Source organism: Thioclava sp. IC9 (genome assembly GCF_002213225.1).
In the GTDB taxonomy this organism is placed as follows: Bacteria; Pseudomonadota; Alphaproteobacteria; order Rhodobacterales; family Rhodobacteraceae; genus Thioclava; species Thioclava nitratireducens.
This window is the reverse complement of the sequence record NZ_NBNX01000003.1, coordinates 394,045-412,115: the sequence shown is the minus strand read 5'-3', so window position 1 is coordinate 412,115 and position 18,071 is coordinate 394,045. Positions and strand designations below refer to the sequence as shown.

Annotated in this window: 20 protein-coding genes; 12 read left to right on the top strand and 8 right to left on the bottom strand. The window is 64.5% G+C overall.

What is annotated here, in order from left to right; all coding sequences use genetic code 11:
- The first annotated feature begins 31 nt into the window (after positions 1-31).
- Both mobA and B6V76_RS10490 read left to right on the top strand, forming a co-directional pair.
- Positions 32-634 carry a molybdenum cofactor guanylyltransferase MobA gene (gene mobA / locus B6V76_RS10495; RefSeq protein ID WP_240497841.1) on the top strand — a complete coding sequence of 201 codons (603 nt, stop codon included), beginning with the start codon at positions 32-34 and terminating at the stop codon, positions 632-634.
- The gene (locus tag B6V76_RS10490) at positions 631-1,218 is read left to right on the top strand and encodes a GNAT family N-acetyltransferase (protein ID WP_240497840.1); all 588 of its coding nucleotides are present in this window, start codon (positions 631-633) and stop codon (positions 1,216-1,218) included. Before mobA ends, B6V76_RS10490 begins: the two co-directional genes overlap by 4 nt.
- 74 nt (positions 1,219-1,292) lie before the next feature.
- Here B6V76_RS10490 and B6V76_RS10485 read toward each other — a convergent pair whose 3' ends face one another.
- Both B6V76_RS10485 and greA read right to left on the bottom strand, forming a co-directional pair.
- Positions 1,293-2,339 carry a hypothetical protein gene (locus B6V76_RS10485; RefSeq protein WP_233242995.1) on the bottom strand — a complete coding sequence of 349 codons (1,047 nt, stop codon included), beginning with the start codon at positions 2,337-2,339 and terminating at the stop codon, positions 1,293-1,295.
- Positions 2,340-2,402: 63 nt separating this feature from the next.
- Complete coding sequence (gene greA / locus B6V76_RS10480) at positions 2,403-2,873, bottom strand: transcription elongation factor GreA (protein WP_078522518.1); 471 nt, start codon at positions 2,871-2,873, stop codon at positions 2,403-2,405.
- A gap of 237 nt (positions 2,874-3,110) precedes the next feature.
- On the opposite strand from greA, the gene B6V76_RS10475 reads away from it, so the two are divergent.
- The 3 genes from B6V76_RS10475 (at position 3,111) to B6V76_RS10465 (ending at position 7,664) form a co-directional block, all read left to right on the top strand.
- A complete protein-coding gene (locus B6V76_RS10475; RefSeq protein WP_088727382.1) occupies positions 3,111-4,757 on the top strand; it encodes an electron transfer flavoprotein-ubiquinone oxidoreductase in 1,647 nt (548 codons plus the stop codon).
- Positions 4,758-4,921: 164 nt separating this feature from the next.
- Positions 4,922-6,796 carry a tetratricopeptide repeat protein gene (locus B6V76_RS10470; RefSeq protein ID WP_088727381.1) on the top strand — a complete coding sequence of 625 codons (1,875 nt, stop codon included), beginning with the start codon at positions 4,922-4,924 and terminating at the stop codon, positions 6,794-6,796.
- A complete protein-coding gene (locus B6V76_RS10465; protein WP_088727380.1) occupies positions 6,783-7,664 on the top strand; it encodes a 4-(cytidine 5'-diphospho)-2-C-methyl-D-erythritol kinase in 882 nt (293 codons plus the stop codon). The genes B6V76_RS10470 and B6V76_RS10465 overlap by 14 nt, the downstream gene beginning before the upstream one ends.
- A gap of 46 nt (positions 7,665-7,710) precedes the next feature.
- Here B6V76_RS10465 and B6V76_RS10460 read toward each other — a convergent pair whose 3' ends face one another.
- Entirely contained in the window at positions 7,711-8,745 is a 1,035-nt protein-coding gene (locus B6V76_RS10460) for a polyprenyl synthetase family protein (protein WP_233242994.1), read from the bottom strand.
- A 36-nt stretch (positions 8,746-8,781) separates the two neighbouring features.
- Between B6V76_RS10460 and B6V76_RS10455 the strand changes: the two genes are divergently transcribed.
- The 3 genes from B6V76_RS10455 (at position 8,782) to B6V76_RS10445 (ending at position 10,052) form a co-directional block, all read left to right on the top strand.
- The gene (locus tag B6V76_RS10455) at positions 8,782-8,994 is read left to right on the top strand and encodes a DUF2007 domain-containing protein (RefSeq protein WP_075773958.1); all 213 of its coding nucleotides are present in this window, start codon (positions 8,782-8,784) and stop codon (positions 8,992-8,994) included.
- 4 nt (positions 8,995-8,998) lie between these two features.
- Positions 8,999-9,766, top strand: a complete 768-nt coding sequence (locus tag B6V76_RS10450) for a methyltransferase (protein ID WP_088727379.1) — start codon at positions 8,999-9,001, stop codon at positions 9,764-9,766.
- A 118-nt stretch (positions 9,767-9,884) separates the two neighbouring features.
- On the top strand, positions 9,885-10,052 hold the full coding sequence (locus B6V76_RS10445) for a DUF465 domain-containing protein (RefSeq protein ID WP_075773960.1): 168 nt from the start codon (positions 9,885-9,887) through the stop codon (positions 10,050-10,052).
- An 80-nt stretch (positions 10,053-10,132) separates the two neighbouring features.
- Here the strand turns inward: B6V76_RS10445 and B6V76_RS10440 are convergent, their stop codons facing one another.
- The 4 genes from B6V76_RS10440 to B6V76_RS10425 all read right to left on the bottom strand — a co-directional run bounded on the left by B6V76_RS10440 (position 10,133) and on the right by B6V76_RS10425 (position 14,084).
- On the bottom strand, positions 10,133-11,053 hold the full coding sequence (locus tag B6V76_RS10440; RefSeq protein ID WP_088727378.1) for an EamA family transporter: 921 nt from the start codon (positions 11,051-11,053) through the stop codon (positions 10,133-10,135).
- 67 nt (positions 11,054-11,120) lie between these two features.
- A complete protein-coding gene (locus tag B6V76_RS10435; protein WP_075773961.1) occupies positions 11,121-11,843 on the bottom strand; it encodes a beta-ketoacyl-ACP reductase in 723 nt (240 codons plus the stop codon).
- 105 nt (positions 11,844-11,948) lie between these two features.
- Positions 11,949-13,124: an acetyl-CoA C-acetyltransferase gene (locus B6V76_RS10430; RefSeq protein WP_075773962.1), complete on the bottom strand. Its 1,176-nt coding sequence runs from the start codon at positions 13,122-13,124 to the stop codon at positions 11,949-11,951.
- Positions 13,125-13,265: 141 nt separating this feature from the next.
- On the bottom strand, positions 13,266-14,084 hold the full coding sequence (locus tag B6V76_RS10425; protein WP_088727470.1) for an EAL domain-containing protein: 819 nt from the start codon (positions 14,082-14,084) through the stop codon (positions 13,266-13,268).
- 198 nt (positions 14,085-14,282) lie between these two features.
- Between B6V76_RS10425 and B6V76_RS10420 the strand changes: the two genes are divergently transcribed.
- Positions 14,283-15,530, top strand: a complete 1,248-nt coding sequence (locus B6V76_RS10420; protein WP_075773963.1) for a PAS domain-containing protein — start codon at positions 14,283-14,285, stop codon at positions 15,528-15,530.
- 280 nt (positions 15,531-15,810) lie between these two features.
- Here B6V76_RS10420 and B6V76_RS10415 read toward each other — a convergent pair whose 3' ends face one another.
- Positions 15,811-16,359 carry a TlpA disulfide reductase family protein gene (locus B6V76_RS10415; RefSeq protein ID WP_088727377.1) on the bottom strand — a complete coding sequence of 183 codons (549 nt, stop codon included), beginning with the start codon at positions 16,357-16,359 and terminating at the stop codon, positions 15,811-15,813.
- A gap of 27 nt (positions 16,360-16,386) precedes the next feature.
- Here B6V76_RS10415 and argH point away from each other — a divergent pair, with 27 nt between their 5' ends.
- The 3 genes from argH to B6V76_RS20255 are packed head-to-tail and all read left to right on the top strand — an operon-like array spanning position 16,387 to position 18,070.
- Complete coding sequence (gene argH, locus B6V76_RS10410) at positions 16,387-17,793, top strand: argininosuccinate lyase (RefSeq protein ID WP_088727376.1); 1,407 nt, start codon at positions 16,387-16,389, stop codon at positions 17,791-17,793.
- A complete protein-coding gene (locus B6V76_RS19935) occupies positions 17,790-17,948 on the top strand; it encodes a hypothetical protein (RefSeq protein ID WP_157771608.1) in 159 nt (52 codons plus the stop codon). The genes argH and B6V76_RS19935 overlap by 4 nt, the downstream gene beginning before the upstream one ends.
- Complete coding sequence (locus B6V76_RS20255; protein ID WP_255415012.1) at positions 17,945-18,070, top strand: hypothetical protein; 126 nt, start codon at positions 17,945-17,947, stop codon at positions 18,068-18,070. The genes B6V76_RS19935 and B6V76_RS20255 overlap by 4 nt, the downstream gene beginning before the upstream one ends.
- Position 18,071 lies beyond the last annotated feature (1 nt).

Here is an 18,071-nt window from a genome sequence, read left to right as displayed (position 1 = left end):
AAAGCGCGCGATTGTATTGGAGGCAATCATCTTGACCGCTGGCGAAGAAGTCGGGCCGCGCGTGGTCGCGGTGATCCTTGCGGGCGGGCAGGGCCGGCGCATGGGCGGCGTAGACAAGGCGATGGTGATGCTCGCCGGGCGCCCGCTATTTGCCCATGTCGCAGCACGGATCGGCCCGCAAGTGGCGGGGCTCGCGATCTCCGCCAATGGTGCGGCGGTTCGATTCGCGCCGATCCACGTTCTACCCGATCCGCCCCAAAGGCAGGGCGAGGGCCCCCTGGCGGGGCTCCTGAGCGCGCTGGACTGGGCGGCGGAGCAGGGCGCGGATATGCTGCTCAGCGTTCCCGTCGATACACCTTTCCTGCCCCGCGACCTCGTTGCCCGGCTGGGCGCTCCCGGCGGCGCGGCTTACGCCGCCTCGGCCGGTCGCGACCACCCGAGCGTCGCGCTGTGCCCGGTCATGGAGCGGGCGCGAATAGCCGAGTTGTTCGCCTCGGGCGAACGCCGATTGCGTGCGGCCTTCCCGGAGGCGACGCGGGTGGCGTTCGAGGGCAGCCCAGACCCGTTCACCAATCTCAACACGCCCGAGGATCTCGCCACGGCGGCCGCGCATCTGGCTGAGGCGACCCGGTGACCCAGGTGTCGATCCGGCACGGGCTCGCACGCGAGCATCGCGCAGCGGCGGCGGAGCTTTACTGGCAGGCCTTCGGCGGCAAGCTCGGCCGCGTGATGGGGCCGGAGCGGCGCGCCTTGGGCTTCATCGCCGAGGTGATCGATCCGAGCCACGCGCTCTCGGCGCTCGATGGCGATGGCGCGCTGGTCGGGGTGGTCGGGTTTCGCACGCTGCGCGGCTCCTTCGTCGGCGGTAGCTGGGCCGATCTGCGCAGCCATTACGGGCGCGGTGGTGGGCTCTGGCGCGGTGCCTGCCTGCATCTTCTGGCCCACGATCTGCCCGAAGGCGGAATGATGGTCGACGGGATCGCCGTCCACCCGGAACTGCGCGGCGCAGGCATCGGGCGCGCGCTGATCGAGGCGCTGTCCCACGAGGCGCGCAGGCGTGGCTACCGGGCGCTCTGTCTCGACGTGATCGACGAGAACCTGCGCGCACGCGCCTTGTACCAACGGCTGGGTTTCGAGGTGACGGGGCGGCGCAGTTCGCGACTGACGCGGCTGGTCTTCGATTTCCGTTCGGTGCAACTGATGCGCCGCGCGCTCTGAAGGCTCCGCCGCGCCCTTTCGTATTGGCTCAAATATCCCCGGGGGGCGAGGGCGAAGCCCGAGGGGCTGGCCCGTCAGTCGAAACTGCCGGTGACGCGCCCCAGCAGCATGAAGGCGCGGGCGGTGCGGGTTTCGGCCATCTCGGCGATGTCCTGATCGGAGGCGTTCTTCTCGAACTCGGCGAAGGTCCGGTCGAACTGGCGCAGGAAGTGATGCGCCACGTCGCGGAAGATCGTATCGCCGCGCATCCGGCCCGCGCTGAGCGCCAGCGACGAGCGATCGCGAATGCCGCCGAGGCTGGTGATCTCGCGGCCGCGCTCGCCTTGCGCAAAACGGCGCCATAGTTCGGGCCGGGCGCGGTCGGGCTTGAGGTCGTCCATGTAGATGCCGTCCTGCGCGAGCAGGTTCAGCACATCCTGCGCCGAGCGCAGCAGCTTTGCCGTCGACCGGTCTTCGAGCGCGCGGCGTAGCGCGCGGAAGCCCTCGGTATCGTCGGGCGAATCCGGGAAGTTCAGCGCGCGGACGAAATCGGCGACCGAGAGCGGCGCGCGAAGGTCCTCCGCCGGGGTGCCGAGCGCCAGCATCGGTTCGCTGTCATCGGGTCGGGGCGGGGGCGGGGCGACCAGCGCCGCCTTGCGGTCGGCGGAGGGCTGGCTTGCCTGCACGTCGCGGCGCGAGGCGAAGGTCGCGATCGTGGTCTCCGCCTGACGGGCGACGGCAGCGATCTCGTCGAGCTTCTTCTCGACATTCTGATCGGTACGCATCGCCTGCTGATTGAGCCAGGCGGTACGCATCGCCTCGATCGATTGTCGCAGCGCGGCGGTTTCGGCGCGCATCTCGCGGGTAGCGCGCGCGGTCACGGCGGCGACCCAGACCATCACGATCGGCACCGCCATCCCCACGACGAGGCTGACGGTGGCAAACAGCGACGCGGCGCGCGCGATCCCGGGTGCGAAGAACCAGAAGGCCGCGACCAGGAAGACCCACAGGATGCTCAGCCCCAGCGCGATCCATTCCGGCGCGCCGGGAAAGCGTGTCTTGAGGCGTGGACGACCGGCAGGCGGGTGCGATCCGCCGGGCATGGCGAACCGATCCTTGTCCTGCTCTGCGGGTCCTTCCATTCAGGCTCTCCGTCAGTGGCGCACGGGCACATGCTCAGAGGCAGCCGCGCAGGGGCGTCCGTGTCAGGCGAAAACGATCTTGAGGATTTCGTAAGCCTTGTCGCCACCCGGCGTGCGAACCTCGACAGAGTCGCCCTCGTCCTTGCCGATCAGCGCGCGCGCCAGAGGCGACTTCATGTTGAGCTTGCCCTTCTCCAGATCGGCTTCGGGTTCGCCGACGATCTGGTAGGTCTTCTCTTCGTCAGTGTCCTCGTCGACGATGGTCACTGTCGCGCCGAATTTCACGGCGCCTGACATCTTCGACGGGTCGATCACCTCGGCTCGGCCCAGAAGCCCTTCGAGCTCCTTGATCCGGCCTTCGATAAAGCCCTGCTTCTCGCGTGCCGAATGGTATTCGGCATTCTCCGAGAGGTCGCCCAGTTCCCGCGCTTCCGCGATCGCGGCAATGATCGCGGGACGCTCTTCGGACTTGAGCTTTTTCAATTCTGTATTGAGCGCGTCAAAACCTGCGCGCGTCATCGGTTGTTTGTCCATGGAAGGCTCCCGAACTCGGAACTGTCCCCAATTCAGGGCATCTAAATCTGCTCTCACCCCCGGAAGTCAAGTGGACAGCGCGATTTTCGCGGCGAATTGCCGATCTCGTCAGTTCGGGAAGGCGGCGCAATTTGGCGCAAGATTGTTGCGCGGCATCGCAGCGTAACAATTGCCTCGTTACGCGAGGTAGGCTAGGCAGGACGCCAGCTAGGACGACCAGCAAGGGGTTCGACAGACATGACCGACGTGACGCGCGAGTCGATGGAATATGATGTGGTGATCGTGGGCGCGGGGCCTGCAGGGCTTTCGGCGGCGATCCGCCTCAAACAGATCGACCCGGAGCTCGAGGTCGTCGTGCTCGAGAAGGGCTCGGAAGTGGGCGCGCATATCCTGTCGGGCGCGGTGCTCGACACCAGCGGGTTGGATCAGCTGATCCCCGACTGGAAGGACAAGGGCGCGCCGATCACCGTGCCGGTCAAGAAGGACAATTTCTATGTCCTCGGAGAGGCCGGAGCGATGCGCATTCCGAACTGGCCGATGCCGCGCCTGATGTCGAACCATGGCAAATACATCGTCTCGATGGGCAATGTCTGCCGCTGGATGGCCGAGCAGGCTGAAGCCCTCGGCGTCGAGATTTTCCCGGGCATGGCCGCGTCGGAAATCGTCTGGGATGGAGACCGGGTGGCCGGTGTCGTCGCGGGCGAATTCGGCAAGAACCCTGATGGAGCCGAGGGCCCGGGCTACGAGCCGGGCATGGAGCTGCGCGGCAAATACGTGATGATCGCCGAGGGCGTGCGCGGCTCGCTCGCCAAGGTGGTGATGGAGAAGCACAACCTCTCCGACGGTCACTGCCCGCAGAAATTCGGCCTCGGCATGAAGGAAATCTGGGAGATCGACCCCGAGAAGCACCGCGAGGGCACCGTGACCCATACGATGGGCTGGCCTTTGGGCGGCAATGCGGGCGGCGGGTCGTTCATCTATCACCTCGACAACAATCAGGTCTATGTCGGCTTCGTCGTGCACCTGAACTACGAGAATCCGCATCTCTACCCCTATATGGAGTTCCAGCGCTTCAAGCATCACCCGATGGTTGCGGAGCTGCTGGAGGGCGGTAAGCGCGTGGCTTACGGCGCGCGGGCGATCTCGGAAGGCGGCTGGCAGTCGATCCCGAAACTGACCGTACCGGGCGCGGTGCTGCTGGGCTGTTCGGCGGGGCTCGTGAACGTGCCGCGCATCAAGGGCAACCATAACGCGATGCTCTCCGGCATCGCGGCGGCGGAAGCCGCGGCAGCCGCGATCAAGGGCGGGCGTTCGGGCGACGAACTGACCGAATACGAGACCGATCTGCGCTCCGGTCCGATCGCGGAAGACCTCAAGAAGGTCCGCAACGTGAAGCCGATGTGGTCGAAATGGGGGATGGTCCCCTCGCTCGTCCTCGGCGGGCTCGACATGTGGACCAACGATCTCTTCGGCTTCTCGCTCTTCGGCACGCTCAAGCATGGCAAGTCGGATGCGAAAGCGACCGGCGAGGCGAAAAACTTCAAGCCGATCGACTATCCCAAACCCGACGGCAAGCTTAGCTTCGACCGCCTGACCAATGTCAGCTTCTCCTTCACCAACCACGAAGAGAGCCAGCCCTGCCACCTGAAGCTGAAGGACGCGTCGGTCCCGATCTCGGTGAACCTGCCGAAATATGACGAGCCCGCTCAGCGCTATTGCCCGGCGGGCGTCTACGAGGTGGTCGGCGAGGGCGACGACGCGAAGTTCCAGATCAATTTCCAGAACTGCGTCCACTGCAAGACCTGCGACATCAAGGATCCGAGCCAGAACATCAACTGGACCACCCCGCAAGGCGGCGACGGGCCGAACTACCCGAACATGTGATCGCGAAAGGGGCCTGCGGGTCCCTTTTTCGTTTCCACCCCTCCTCGCCCCCATCACAACGCCGTGTCTGTGACGGCGGCTTCCCGCGTGCGGTGGTTCGGCTCATTGTAATGCCCGCAGCGCCCCGTTACGCTCGATTTCGACCCGAATGAGAGGACCGTTTCGTGCCGAGTTTTAAGACCCCGCTGCGCCTTGCGCTCTTCGCCCTCTTGATGGGCTCCACCGCGCCCCTGCCGCTGTTCGCTCAGGATGCGCCGACGGCCGGCAGCGCCGAGGATGCCGCGCAGGCTGCCGATACTGCTGCTGCCAAAGGCGATGCAGGCGACACCGCGAATGACCCGAGCCCTGCGGAGGCGGGGGCCTATCTCGCCGCGCGCATCGCGTCGCAGCAATTCGATTTCGCCGAAGCCGCGCATTACTACCGCCAGTTGATGGCCAGCGGCGATACCAGTGGCACGACGGCAGAGGCCACGCTCGTCTCAGAGATCGCGATCGCCGATTTCGACCGTGCCAAGCCGCTTGCGCAGCAGATGGTCGAGGCCGGCACTGGAAGCCAGATCGCGGCGCTGACCGTGCTCGCTGCGGACGCGCATGACAAGAACTGGAGCGCCGCGCTCAAGTTGCTCGACAGCGATGCCGATCCGGGGCCGCTCGTGGGCGGGCTGACCAAGGCCTGGGTGCTTGCGGGCGACGGCAAGATGTCCGACGCCTCCGCTGCCTTCGACGAGGTCGGCAAGCAACAGGGCCTCGCAGCCTTCGCGGGTTTCCACAAGGCGCTCGCACTCGCGCTCGTCGGCGATTACGAGGGGGCTGATTCGATCCTCTCGGGCGAAGATGGCGAGAAGATCACCTCGACCCGTCGCGGCGTTCTGGCCCATGTCGAGGTGCTCTCGCAACTCGAGAAGAACAAGGAGGCGCTGAAGCTGATCGAGGATCGCTTCGGCAAGGATCTCGACCCGCAGCTTAAAGATATCCGCTCCAAGCTGGAGGCGGGCGACACGCTGCCCTTCGACGTCGTGCGCAATGCGTCCGACGGCGTTGCAGAGGTCTATTACTCGGTCGCGCAGGCGCTGATCGGCGATGCGCCCGACACGTTCACGCTGGTGCATTCGCGGCTGGCCAACATGATCCGGCCCGACATGGATGACGCCACTCTGCTGACCGCGTCGATGCTCGACCAGCAGGGCCAATACGATCTGGCCATCGAAGCCTATGCCGATATCAAGCCCGACAGCCCGATCTACCACGCCGCCGAAATCGGGCGCGCGGAATCGATGGTGCGCGCGGGCCGCAACGATGCGGCCATCGAAGTGCTCGAGAACCTGTCGCGCAGCCGACCCAACCTCGTCGGCGTCTGGACCGCTCTGGGCGATACGCTGCGCCGCGAGAGCCGCTTCGCCGAGGCTGCGAAAGCCTATGACAAGGCGATCGACCTGCTCGGCCAACCCGAGCCGAAGGACTGGTTCGTCTGGTATTCGCGCGCCATCGCGCAGGAACGCTCTGGCAATTGGGACGAGGCCGAGAAGGGTTTCCGCGAGGCGCTGCGCCTTTCGCCCGATCAGCCCTCTGTGCTGAACTATCTGGGCTATTCCTACGTGGACAAGGGCGAAAACCTCGACGAGGCGCTCGACATGATCCGCAAGGCCGCCGCCGAGCGTCCCGATGCGGGCTTCATCATCGACAGCCTCGGCTGGGCGCTGTTCAAGCTTGGCCATTACCAAGAGGCGGCCCAGAAGATGGAGCGAGCCGTGGAGCTCGAGCCGCGCGATCCGCTGCTCAACGACCACTTGGGCGATGTGCTCTGGGCCGTGGGCCGCCAGCGCGAGGCGAAATTCCAGTGGCGCCGCGCGTTGTCCTTCGCGACCGACGACGCGGAGACCACCGAGGAACTCGATCCCGATGCGATCCGCCGCAAGATCGAGGTAGGTCTGGACCAGCAGCGCAAGGAGCAGGGTCTGCCGCCGCTCGAGGATAAGGGCCCGAGCAAGGATAGCCCCAAGGCCGGCCCCGAAACGCCCGCGAGCGATGCGAATAATTGACGCTTTCGCGCCTGCGAAGATCAACCTGACGCTGCATGTCATCGGCCAGAGGGCCGATGGCTATCACCTGCTCGACAGCCTCGTGGCCTTCGGGCCGATGGGCGACCGGTTGGTGCTGCGCGAAAGCGACGCGCTGTCGCTCAGCGTGGCAGGCCCCGAGGCGGCGGGCGTGCCTGCCGATCCGTCGAACCTCGTGCTGAAAGCCGCGTCCCTCCTGTCGCGCCCGGCGGGGCAGGGGGCGGAAATCCATCTCGACAAATATCTGCCGCCCGCCTCGGGCATCGGCGGTGGATCGTCAGACGCGGCGGCTGCGCTGCGGGCGCTGGCTGCGCTTTGGGACCATCCGCTTCCGGCGGAGACCGCACAACTTGGGGCAGACGTGCCGATGTGCCTGACGCCACGCCCCCAGCGCGTGCGCGGCATTGGTGAGGCGCTCGACCTCGTGTCGCTGCCGCCGCTGCCCGCGCTACTGGTGAACCCGCGTGTGGAGGTGCCGACGCCTGCGATCTTCAAGGGGCTAGATTCGAAGGACAATCCGCCGATGCCCGAGGTGCTGCCGACTTTTACTGGCGCGCCTGACTGCATCGACTGGCTGGCCACGCAGCGTAACGATCTGCAGGCGCCTGCCATCGCCTCGGCCCCCGTGATCGGGGAGGTGCTGGACGCGCTCATGACGCTCCCCGGCTGTCGTCTCGCGCGCATGTCGGGCTCTGGTGCGACCTGTTTCGCGCTGTTCGAGACGCTGGACGCCGCGCAGGCTGCGGAAGCCACGCTGGCTCAGCGCCACCCTGGCTGGTGGCGGGCCTCCGGCATGCTCGGCGATCAGACGCAAAAGGCGCAGCCCCATAGCCGCGCCTCTACTTCTTGACCCAAATATCCCGTGGGGAGCCCGCAGGGCGGGGGGTAGTGCCCCCTCAGCGCAACCGCGCCACCACGTAATCGGCCAGATCGTCCAGCATCTGCCGCAGCTCGCTTTCCGGCAGGATCTGCAGGCGCTCGCGCCCGCGATCGGCCCACTCGAGGGCTGCCGCGCGGGTCTCTTCCAGCGCGCCGGTCGCCTTCAGCAACTCCAACGCATGCTCCAGATCGCCCTCGCGCTGATCGCCTTTGTCGATGGTGCGGGTCCAGAAAGCGCGGGCCTCGCCGTCGGCCTTGGCCAGCGCCTTGATCAGCGGCAGCGTCAGCTTGCGCTCGCGGAAATCGTCGCCCACGTTCTTGCCCATCGTCTTGGCATCGCTGAGATAATCCAGCAGATCGTCGACCACCTGGAAGGCGATCCCGAGGCTCTCGCCGTAATCGTGCAGCGCCGCGATCTGTTCCTCCGGCGCGCCGGCCAGAACCGCGCCCGCCTCGGTCGCCGCCGAGAACAGAGCCGCCGTCTTGCCGCGCACCACCTTGTAATAGGTGTCCTCGGTCGTGTTCAGGTCTTCGGCCGCCGAGAGCTGCAGCACCTCGCCTTCGGTGATGACGGCGGAGGCGTTCGACAGGATAGACAGAACCCGCAGGTTGTCTGTATCCGTCATCAGCTGGAACGACCGCGCGAAGAGGTAATCGCCAACCAGCACGCTCGACTTGTTGTCCCAGAGCAGGTTCGCGGTCGGGCGGCCCCGGCGCTGCTTGCTCTCGTCGACCACATCGTCATGCAGCAGCGTTGCGGTATGGATGAATTCGACCGCCGCGGCGAGGTTATGGTGCAGATTGCCCTCGTAGCCGCACAGCCGTGCCGCCGCCACCGTTAGCATCGGCCGCAGCCGCTTGCCGCCCGCGCCGACCAGATGGGCGGTCACTTCGGGGATGCGCGGCGCGTTCTCCGAGGCCATGCGCTCGGCGATCAGCGCATCCACCGCCGCCATGTCGTCGGCCAAGGCTTCCGCGAGCCGGTCATGCGGTTTCGCTGTGTTGTCGGGCTTGTCGTCGAGGCTCATGTTCATCCCTTCGATCTGCCTCATCTCGACAGCCCTCGCAAGGGGCCGTAAGTGAGGGATATGAAAGAGCTACTGCGCAGCACGGACCCGGTGAAACTGGCCATGGCGACCGCCCTTCTCGAGGGCGAGGGTATAAGCACGTTTCAACTCGACGTCCATACGAGCGTGCTGGAAGGCTCGCTTGGGATTCTCCCGCGCCGCCTGATGGTGCGCGACAGCGACATGTTCATGGCGCAGGCGGTGCTGCGCGATAACGAGATAAAATCGGATTGAGCGCATGGATCGGTTCGCGCCCGAAGATCTGACAGTCGATGGCTTTCTCGGCGGGCGGTTGCGGATCGCCCAGCCGCGCGCGGGCTACCGCGCCGCGATGGATCCGGTCCTGCTGGCGGCGGCCTGTCCGGCGCAGGCCGGCCAGTCGGTCCTGGAGCTCGGCTGCGGGGCAGGGGTGGCGAGCCTGTGTCTTGGCTGGCGGGTGCCGGGGCTTGCGCAAAGCGGGCTGGAACTGCAGCCCGCCTATGCCGATCTCGCCCGGTGCAACGCGGCGGATAACGGGATCGCGCTCGAGGTGATCGAAGGCGATCTGGCGCAGATGCCCGCCGAATTGCGGGCGCGCAGTTTCGATCATGTCATCGCCAATCCGCCCTATTTCAGCCCCGAAGACGGGACACCCGCCGCCGATCCCGGTCGCGAGCGCGCGCAGCGGGAGGCGACGCCGATCAGCGCATGGCTCGACGCGGGGTTGCGGCGTCTCAAGCCCGAGGGGCGGATCACGCTCATCCAGCAGGCCGACCGGCTGGCAGACCTTCTGGCGGGGCTCCAGGGGCGCGCGGGCGCGATCACCGTCCTGCCGATCGCGCCGCGGGTGGGGCGCCCGGCGCGGCGGGTGATCGTGACGGCGCGGAAGGGGGTGCGAACGCCGCTGCAGCTTCTCGCGCCGCTGATCTTGCACGCGGCGCCGATGCATTCACACGATGCGGAGGATTTGACGGATATTGCGCGCGAAATTCTGCGCGAAGGTCAAAAATTGCCTATTCCTCGTTAGTGCTTTCGCAAGATTTCGCGAAAATGATGGAGATGCCCCGTCACTATACGACATTTCCGTGACACGACTCAAAAGCTGTGCTGCAATCGACGGGCTGACAACTGGAGAGGAGACTGCCATGTCGCTTGGTTCGCATATCACCGAACTTCGCAAGAAACATGAGGCTCTGTCGATGGAGGTAGAGCGCGCTGCGCGCAGACCCGGCGTCGACGATCTTGAAATCGCTCAGATGAAAAGGCAAAAACTTCGGCTGAAAGAGGAAATCCGCCGCCTCGAAACGGCCTGAGGGCCCTCCCACGAGTTTAACCGGGCCGTCCTTTGGGCGGCCCGTGTCATTATAACGGGGCCGTTCGAGAGGGCGCCGACTCAGGCCGAACCTTTCCGCGGTATCTCTTGCCCGGTCATGTCCGGCGGAGGGGGCGAGGCGCGCCGACCCCGACCGCCAAGCGCCGCCAGCCCCGCGCCCCCGGCGATCATCGCTGCCGCAATCAGCAGGGTCGGGCGCGCGCTCGCGATCCCTACGGCGACCAGCACCAGCGTCGAGACCAGCGGTGCCGCATAGGAGGCCGTGCCTAGCAGCTGAATATCGCCGCGCTTCACGCCAAGATCCCATGTGTAGAAAGCGAGCCCGACGGGCCCCAGTCCCAAGCCGATCACCGAGGCCCAGCCGACCGCGCTTTGTGGCCAGATCGTTGGCTCCAGCGCCAGATGGGCGACGGCGGACAGCGTTGCGCTCGCCAGACAATAGACCGCGACCGCCGCCGTCGGCACCGCGCCGAAGCGCCGCGACAGCAGCGAATAGCTCGACCATGTCAGCGCGCAAATCAGCGCCAGCCCATAGCCGGGCAGCGCCTCCGGATCGGCGGAGATCCCGCCTCCCAGGATCAGCGCGGCGCCCCCGAAGGCCAGTACCGCGCCCGCGACATGCCAAAGGGTCAGCCGCTCGCCGGGCAGCAGCCCGGAAAACAGCACGATCAGCAACGGCCAGAGATAGGCAATTAGCCCGGCCTCGGCCGGAGGCGCGAGACGTAGCGCCGAGAAATACAGGAAATGATATCCGAAAAGCCCCGCGGTTCCGGCGAGATAGACCTTCCACGAGACATGCCGCAGTTGCCCTAGCGCGCCGGTCGCGAACAGCCAGATTATGCCCACCGCGCCGCCAAGGGCGAAGCACAGCGCGTTCAGCATCAGGGGCGGCACCGGATCCGATCCCACGGTGAACAGCGCCAGAAGCGCCCACAGCAACACTGCCGTGAACCCGATCGAAGTGGCCTTGCCGCGCGTCATCCTGCCCCCGCCAAAACAAAGAGGCCCGCAAAATGCGGGCCCCCGTCGAGAATGCCAAGAGGCGAAATCAGATGAAATACTGACCGCCATTCGCGGTGATCGTCGAGCCGGTGATGAAGCCCGCATCGTCGGAGACGAGGAAGACCACGCAGCGCGCGATCTCTTCGGGCTCGCCCAGACGCCCGACCGGGATCTGGCCGATGATCGACTCACGCACCTTCTCCGGCACCGCCATGACCATTTCGGTTGCGATATAGCCGGGGCAGATCGCGTTCACCGTGATGCCCGCGCGGGCGCCTTCCTGCGCCAGAGCTTTGGTGAAACCCAGATCGCCCGCCTTCGCTGCCGAGTAGTTCGCCTGCGCGAACTGGCCCTTCTGGCCGTTGATCGAGGAGATGTTCACGACGCGGCCAAACTTGCGCTCGCGCATCTTCGTCCAGAGCGGATGAGTCATGTTGAAGATGCCGCTGAGGTTGGTGTCGATCACCTCGCTCCACTGCTCGCGGGTCATCTTGTGGAAGGGCGCGTCACGCGTGATGCCGGCGTTGTTGATCAAAACGTCGATCGGGCCGACTTCGGATTCGATCTGCTCGATGCCCGCCGCGCAGGCGTCGTAATCGGCGACCGACCACTTGTAGGTCTTGATCCCCGTTTCCTCGGTGAACTTGGCCGCAGCCTCGTCATTGCCGGCATAGTTCGCGACGACCGTGTAGCCCGCCGCCTGAAGCGCCTTCGAGATCGCCGCGCCAATGCCGCGCGATCCGCCGGTGACCAATGCAACTCTCGACATGATTCCTCCTCCAATGGATTACCCCTTGAAACGCTGTTACCGAAAATGACAAGAGCGCGCAACAAAGTTGCGCGCTCTTTTTGCAGATGCAGCATTTTTTTGCCGTTAGAGGCCTTCAATACACATTGCGACGCCCATGCCGCCGCCGATGCAGAGCGTGGCGAGGCCTTTTTTCGCGCCTTGGCGCTTCATCTCGAAGAGCAGGGTGTTGAGGATTCGCGCGCCGCTTGCGCCGATCGGGTGGCCGATGGCGATGGCGCCGCCGTTGACGTTCACCTTGCTGACATCCCAGCCCATATCCTTGTTCACGGCGCAAGCCTGCGCCGCGAAGGCTTCGTTTGCCTCGATCAGGTCGAGATCGGAGGCTTTCCAGCCCGCTTTTTCCAGCGCTTTGCGAGAGGAGGGGATCGGACCGCAGCCCATGATCGACGGGTCGAGGCCGGCGGTCGCGTAGGAGGCGATGCGGGCCAGCGGCGTGAGGCCGCGCTTCTCGGCCTCTTCTTCCGACATCAACAGCACTGCTGCCGCGCCGTCGTTGATGCCGCTCGCGTTGCCCGCGGTCACCGAGCCGTCCTTGGTGAAGGCGGGGCGCAGCTTCTGCATGTTCTCGATGGTCGCGCCGTGGCGGATATATTCATCCTGATCCACGACGATGTCGCCCTTGCGCGTCTTCACGGTGAAGGGTGCGATCTCGTCGGCGAACTTACCCGCCTTCTGCGCGGCTTCCGCCTTGTTCTGCGAGGCGAGCGCGAATTCGTCCTGCTGCTCGCGCGAAATCTGCCACTGGGTCGCGACATTCTCGGCGGTCTGGCCCATGTGGTAGCCGTTGAACGCGTCCCACAGCCCGTCCTTGATCATCGAGTCGATCATCTTCATGTCGCCCATCTTCTGGCCCGCGCGCAGATGCGCGACATGGGGGCTGAGCGACATGCTTTCCTGACCGCCGGCTACGACGATATCGGCATCGCCGCACATGATATGCTGGGCGCCGAGCGCAACGGTGCGCAGGCCCGAGCCGCAGACCTGGTTGATGGACCAGGCGGCGCTTTCGATCGGAAGGCCCGCGTTGATATGGGCTTGGCGGGCGGGGTTCTGGCCTTGGCCCGCGGTCAGCACCTGACCGAGGATCGTTTCGGACACATCGGACTTCTCGATCCCGGCGCGGGCGACGACGGCCTCGATCACGGCGGCGCCGAGGTCATGTGCGGGCGTATTGGCGAACGCGCCCAAAAACGAGCCGACGGGCGTGCGCGCGGCCGAGACGATGACGACATTGGTCATGGGATCCTCCTCATCACTTAAGCGGGCGCGAAAGCGCGTCCGTTCTGCTGCTGCGCAGCATGGCGGATGGAGGCGAGAGGTCAAGCTTAATCCCGTCGCTCGGGAAATTGTTAGCGCAAGTTTATTGCGCTTTCGCCGGGGTCATGCGCGCCTCCTCTGCGGCTCGGGCGTCTGGCTCCACGGAGGGTGGATCGTCGGCGCGCCAAAGTAATAGCCCTGCATGCAATCGATGCCGAGGCTCGCCAGATATTCGGCATCCTCCAGCGACTCGACCGCTTCGGCGATCGTGAACATCTCAAAATGGCGCGCTACATCGAGCAGCGATTTCGTCAACGCCTGATTGTCCGGATCGTGGGAGATGCCGCGAATGAACTGACCGTCGACCTTGATGATGTCGAAGTAGAAATCCCTAAGGTAGCGGAAGGAGGTGTAGCCCGCCCCGAAATCGTCGAGCGCGAAACTGACACCTCGGGCCTGCAGGTCCTCCATGAAGATGCTGACCAGCTCAGGCATTTCCATGGCCGAGCTTTCGGTAATTTCGAGTATGAGGCGATCGGCGACCGTTTCATCGATTGCGAGGCAGCGATTAAGCACCTTGGTCCAGGGCGCGTAGCCGATAGAGCGCGCCGACATGTTGACCGAAAGGCGCAGATTCGGTTGCCCGAGAAGCGCCTTTAAACCGAGTTCGAGCGAGAGGCAGTCGAGCTTTCGCCCGACCTCCGTGCGTTCGATCGCGTCCATGAAATCTTTGGCCGGGATAATCCGCCCGCGGTCGTCGAGCACACGGATCAGCCCTTCATAGAAGGCAGGACGGTCGGGACGACAGGTTTGGATTACGGGTTGAAAGGCCAGCATGACGTCGTGCCTATCGATCGCCGCGTGCACCATGGCAATCGACTGTCGTCTTTGCTCCGCAGCCGCGAAGCTCAGTGGGCTGTCTTCGTCACGATGCACGGGCATGGCTTTCGCGTTTCGAATCGTCATGTGCCCCTCCTTCACCTTCGCAACAAGCATCCCCGCAAGCGCCTAAGAAGCGGTAAAGAGGGGGAAAGGCATCGGACTCGTGGTTAACAAAAAATTCTTCTGCAGCGTTAAGCCGTTCGTAACCGCCGGTTGCCTAGGGTGAGTCCTGATGGAACAGAATGGGCGATAACGACAATGGGGCAGCCGGAAATGCGCGGCACCAGCGAGGTGCCTTTCGCGCTGGAAGAATTGTTCTACTCGCGCACCGACACGCGCGGTGTGATCCAATCGGGTAACGAAATTTTTCGCCGCACCGCGGGCTTCGAGTGGTCCGAGATGATCGGTGCCCCGCATAAGATCGTGCGCCACCCCGATACGCCGCGCGCGGTGTTCCGGGTGCTGTGGGATGCGATCAAAGAGGGCTATCCCATGGGCGCCTATGTGAAAAACAGGGCGAAAGGTGGCGGTTGGTACTGGGTGTTCGCGGTCGTCATGCCGATCGAGAGCGGTTATGTTTCCGTCCGGCTGAAGCCGACGAGCGACCTCTCCGATCGGATTCATTCATTCTATCGCGAGCTCTCTGCGCGCGAGCGGGCAGAGGCCCTCGACCCGGGGGAGAGCGCGGGCCTGCTGCGCGATTTCGCAGAGCGTGGCGGCTACTCCAACTACACGGCCTTCATGGCCTATGCCCTGGCGCTTGAACTGACCGAACGGGATCGCCGCCTCGGTCGAACTGCCGATGAGAATACGCGGATGCTGGCCGAGTTGAACACCGCGATGGGACGGCTAACGAAGGAACAATTCGGACTTTTGCGCAGTTTCGAGGCGCTGCAATCCGTGCCCAACAATATGCGGATTGTCGCTTCGCGGTTGGAACCATCCGGGGGGCCTGTGTCCGCAATCTCGGAAAATTACAAAGCCTCGTCTGCCGTTATATCGGAACGGCTGCGCAAATTCGTCGCCGGCCGCGACAATCTTTGTGGCCAGATGGCCTACCAGGTTGCGCGCGCCGTGTTCCAACTAGGATGCGCTCGTGTCCTCAACGAGATGAGCGAAAATTTCATGGGCGAAGAGGCGCAGCCTAGCCAACCTCGCGAAGGTCATACCCGAGACGAGGAGCGCACATTGCTTCAGTCTCTCGTCGTCAGGGGCACTGCCGATGCGAATGCCGCGATGCGCCAAGCGGCAGAACTCGCTGACGATATGATGGACCAAAGTCGAGATCTTCGTCGCCAGTTGCTCGGGCTCGACACGATCCGGGTTCTCGGGCGGGTCGAGTGCGGCCGCATGCGGGATACCAACGGTGGGCTCGCGGCCACAATAGACCAGCTCGACAGCTTCCATGACGACATCAAGGGACGGCTCGAGGCTATCCTTTCTCTATCCGAAGAGATCGAGCATTGGCTAGGGCGCTACCTCCGAGCCGAAAGAACCGCGGCATGAGCGTGTCTCAGGGCTTATGGCTGTGCCATCACGGCCATGAAGCGTCCAGAGCGATGTGGCACTAGCAGTGCCACATCGCTCAAAGAAAATACGCGAGGTTTCGCGAAGCGCGGAGCCCACGGGGCGCCATCGGGTGTCCGAACGCATGCGCCATGTGAGGTGGAATGCGAAGTACAGTATATGCGAAGTACTGTATAAATGCGCAGCACAGCATCTACGAGAATACCGCGATGGCGCAGCGGTTCGCCTTAAACCACACGCGTCACGGCGTCATCGCGCCTCAATCCTCGTCGATCAATGCCTGAATGACCTTCTTCGCCTCGGGCGAATCCCATTCCGCCCCGCCGATCATTCGTGCAACCTCGTGGCCGTTCTTGTCGACCAGGACCGAAACCGGCAGGCCCAGCACCCCCATCGCGCGGGCGGCGAAATTGGCGTCGTCGTGGAAACGGGGCAAGACGTCTATGCCTTCCTTGTCGAAGAAGGCGGCGACTTTCTCGGGCGAGTTCGATCCGCCCGTGGCGATCGTCATAACCTGAAACCCATCTTCGCCGAACTCTTTTTGCAGCGCATTCAGCGAAGGCATCTCCTCGCGGCAGGGCGGACACCACGTCGCCCAGAAATTGATCAGCACAACCTTGCCTTCGAAATCTTTCATCGAATGCTCGTCGCCGCTTTCATCGGTCACCGTGAAGGGCGGCAGCGGCAGCGGTTCGTCATAGGTAACGAGGGATTCCATCTGCCCCGATTTAACCGCATCGAGATCCGCAGCCTGCGCAACATTTGCACCCAGCGCCAGCGCCGTATAAAGGACGAGAAACCGTAACATATAGCCTCCTAGCAAGGGCCTTCGACCATGACCGATCAGAACGACGAGAACAAGTCCTCCAACGCGATGTGGGGCGGGCGTTTCGCCGCGGGGCCTGATGCGATCATGGAGGCGATCAACGCCTCGATCGGGTATGATCAGCGGCTCTACGCGCAGGATATCCGCGGCAGCCGGGCCCACGCCGCGATGCTCGCCGCGCAGGGCATCATCAGCGACAAGGATGCCGAGGCGATCGGGGAAGGTTTGCTCACCGTCTTGTCCGAGATCGAAGCGGGCGGCTTTCCGTTCTCTACCGCGCTCGAAGACATCCACATGAATGTCGAGGCGCGGCTGAAAGAGGTCATTGGCGAACCGGCGGGGCGGCTGCACACGGCGCGGTCGCGCAACGATCAGGTCGCGACCGATTTCCGCCTCTGGGTGCGCAAACAATGCGACGCCGCGATCTCGGGTCTCGACACGCTGATCCGCGCCGCGCTGACCCGGGCCGAGGAAGGCGCCGATTGGGTCATGCCCGGCTTCACCCATCTGCAGACCGCGCAGCCGGTGACTTTCGGCCACCACATGATGGCCTATGTCGAGATGTTCGCGCGCGACAAATCCCGGTTCATTGATGCGCGCAAACGGATGAACGAATCTCCTCTAGGGGCGGCGGCGCTTGCTGGCACAGGTTTCCCGATCGACCGTCATGCCACGGCCGAGGCGCTCGGTTTCGATCGGCCGATGGCGAATTCGCTCGACGCGGTGTCGGATCGCGATTTCGCGCTGGAGTTCCTGTCGGCCTCTGCGATTTGCGCGGTGCACATGTCGCGCCTTGCCGAAGAACTGGTGATCTGGTCCTCCGCGCAGTTTCGTTTCGTCGCGATGTCGGACAAGTGGTCGACGGGCTCGTCGATCATGCCGCAGAAACGCAACCCGGACGCGGCAGAACTGATCCGCGCCAAAATCGGACGCATTCTCGGGGCGTCGGTCGCGCTGTTCACCGTGATGAAAGGGCTGCCGCTCGCCTATTCCAAGGATATGCAGGAAGACAAGGAACAGGTCTTCGACGCCGCCGACAACCTGATGCTCGCGCTCGCCGCGATGGCCGGGATGATCGGCGACATGACCGTCAATGCCGACAAGCTGGAGGCCGCGGCCTCGGGCGGGTTCTCCACCGCGACTGATCTGGCCGACTGGCTGGTGCGCGAGGCGGGGCTACCGTTCCGTGACGCTCACCATGTCACCGGTTCGCTCGTCGCGATGGCCGAGGAGCAGGGCTGCGATCTGCCCGATCTGAGCCTCGAGCAGATGCAATCGGTCAACCCGGCGATCACCGAGAGCGTGTTCGACGTGCTCGGGGTTCACAACTCGGTCGCCTCGCGTCAGTCTTACGGGGGCACCGCGCCCGATCAGGTGCGCGCGCAGGTCGCCCGCTGGAAGGAACTGCTTGGATGAACTTCGCGGTCCCTTTCGTGCTGATCGGCCTTCTTGGCGGCTGCGCCGCCGACCCGGCCTTGCATACGCATGTCGGCATCAATCGTGACGGCATCAAAGTCTATCCCGCCGCGACGGCGCGTGTCGGCATCATGACCCTGTCGGTGACTCCATGACCAAGACCCTGACCCTCGCCCTGACGCTTCTTCTTTCGCTCGCTGCCTGCGGTGTCGACGGCCCGCCCGTTCCTCCGTCCGAGGCGGACAGCGCGCAATCCCAGCAGGCTTCGGCCCAGTAAT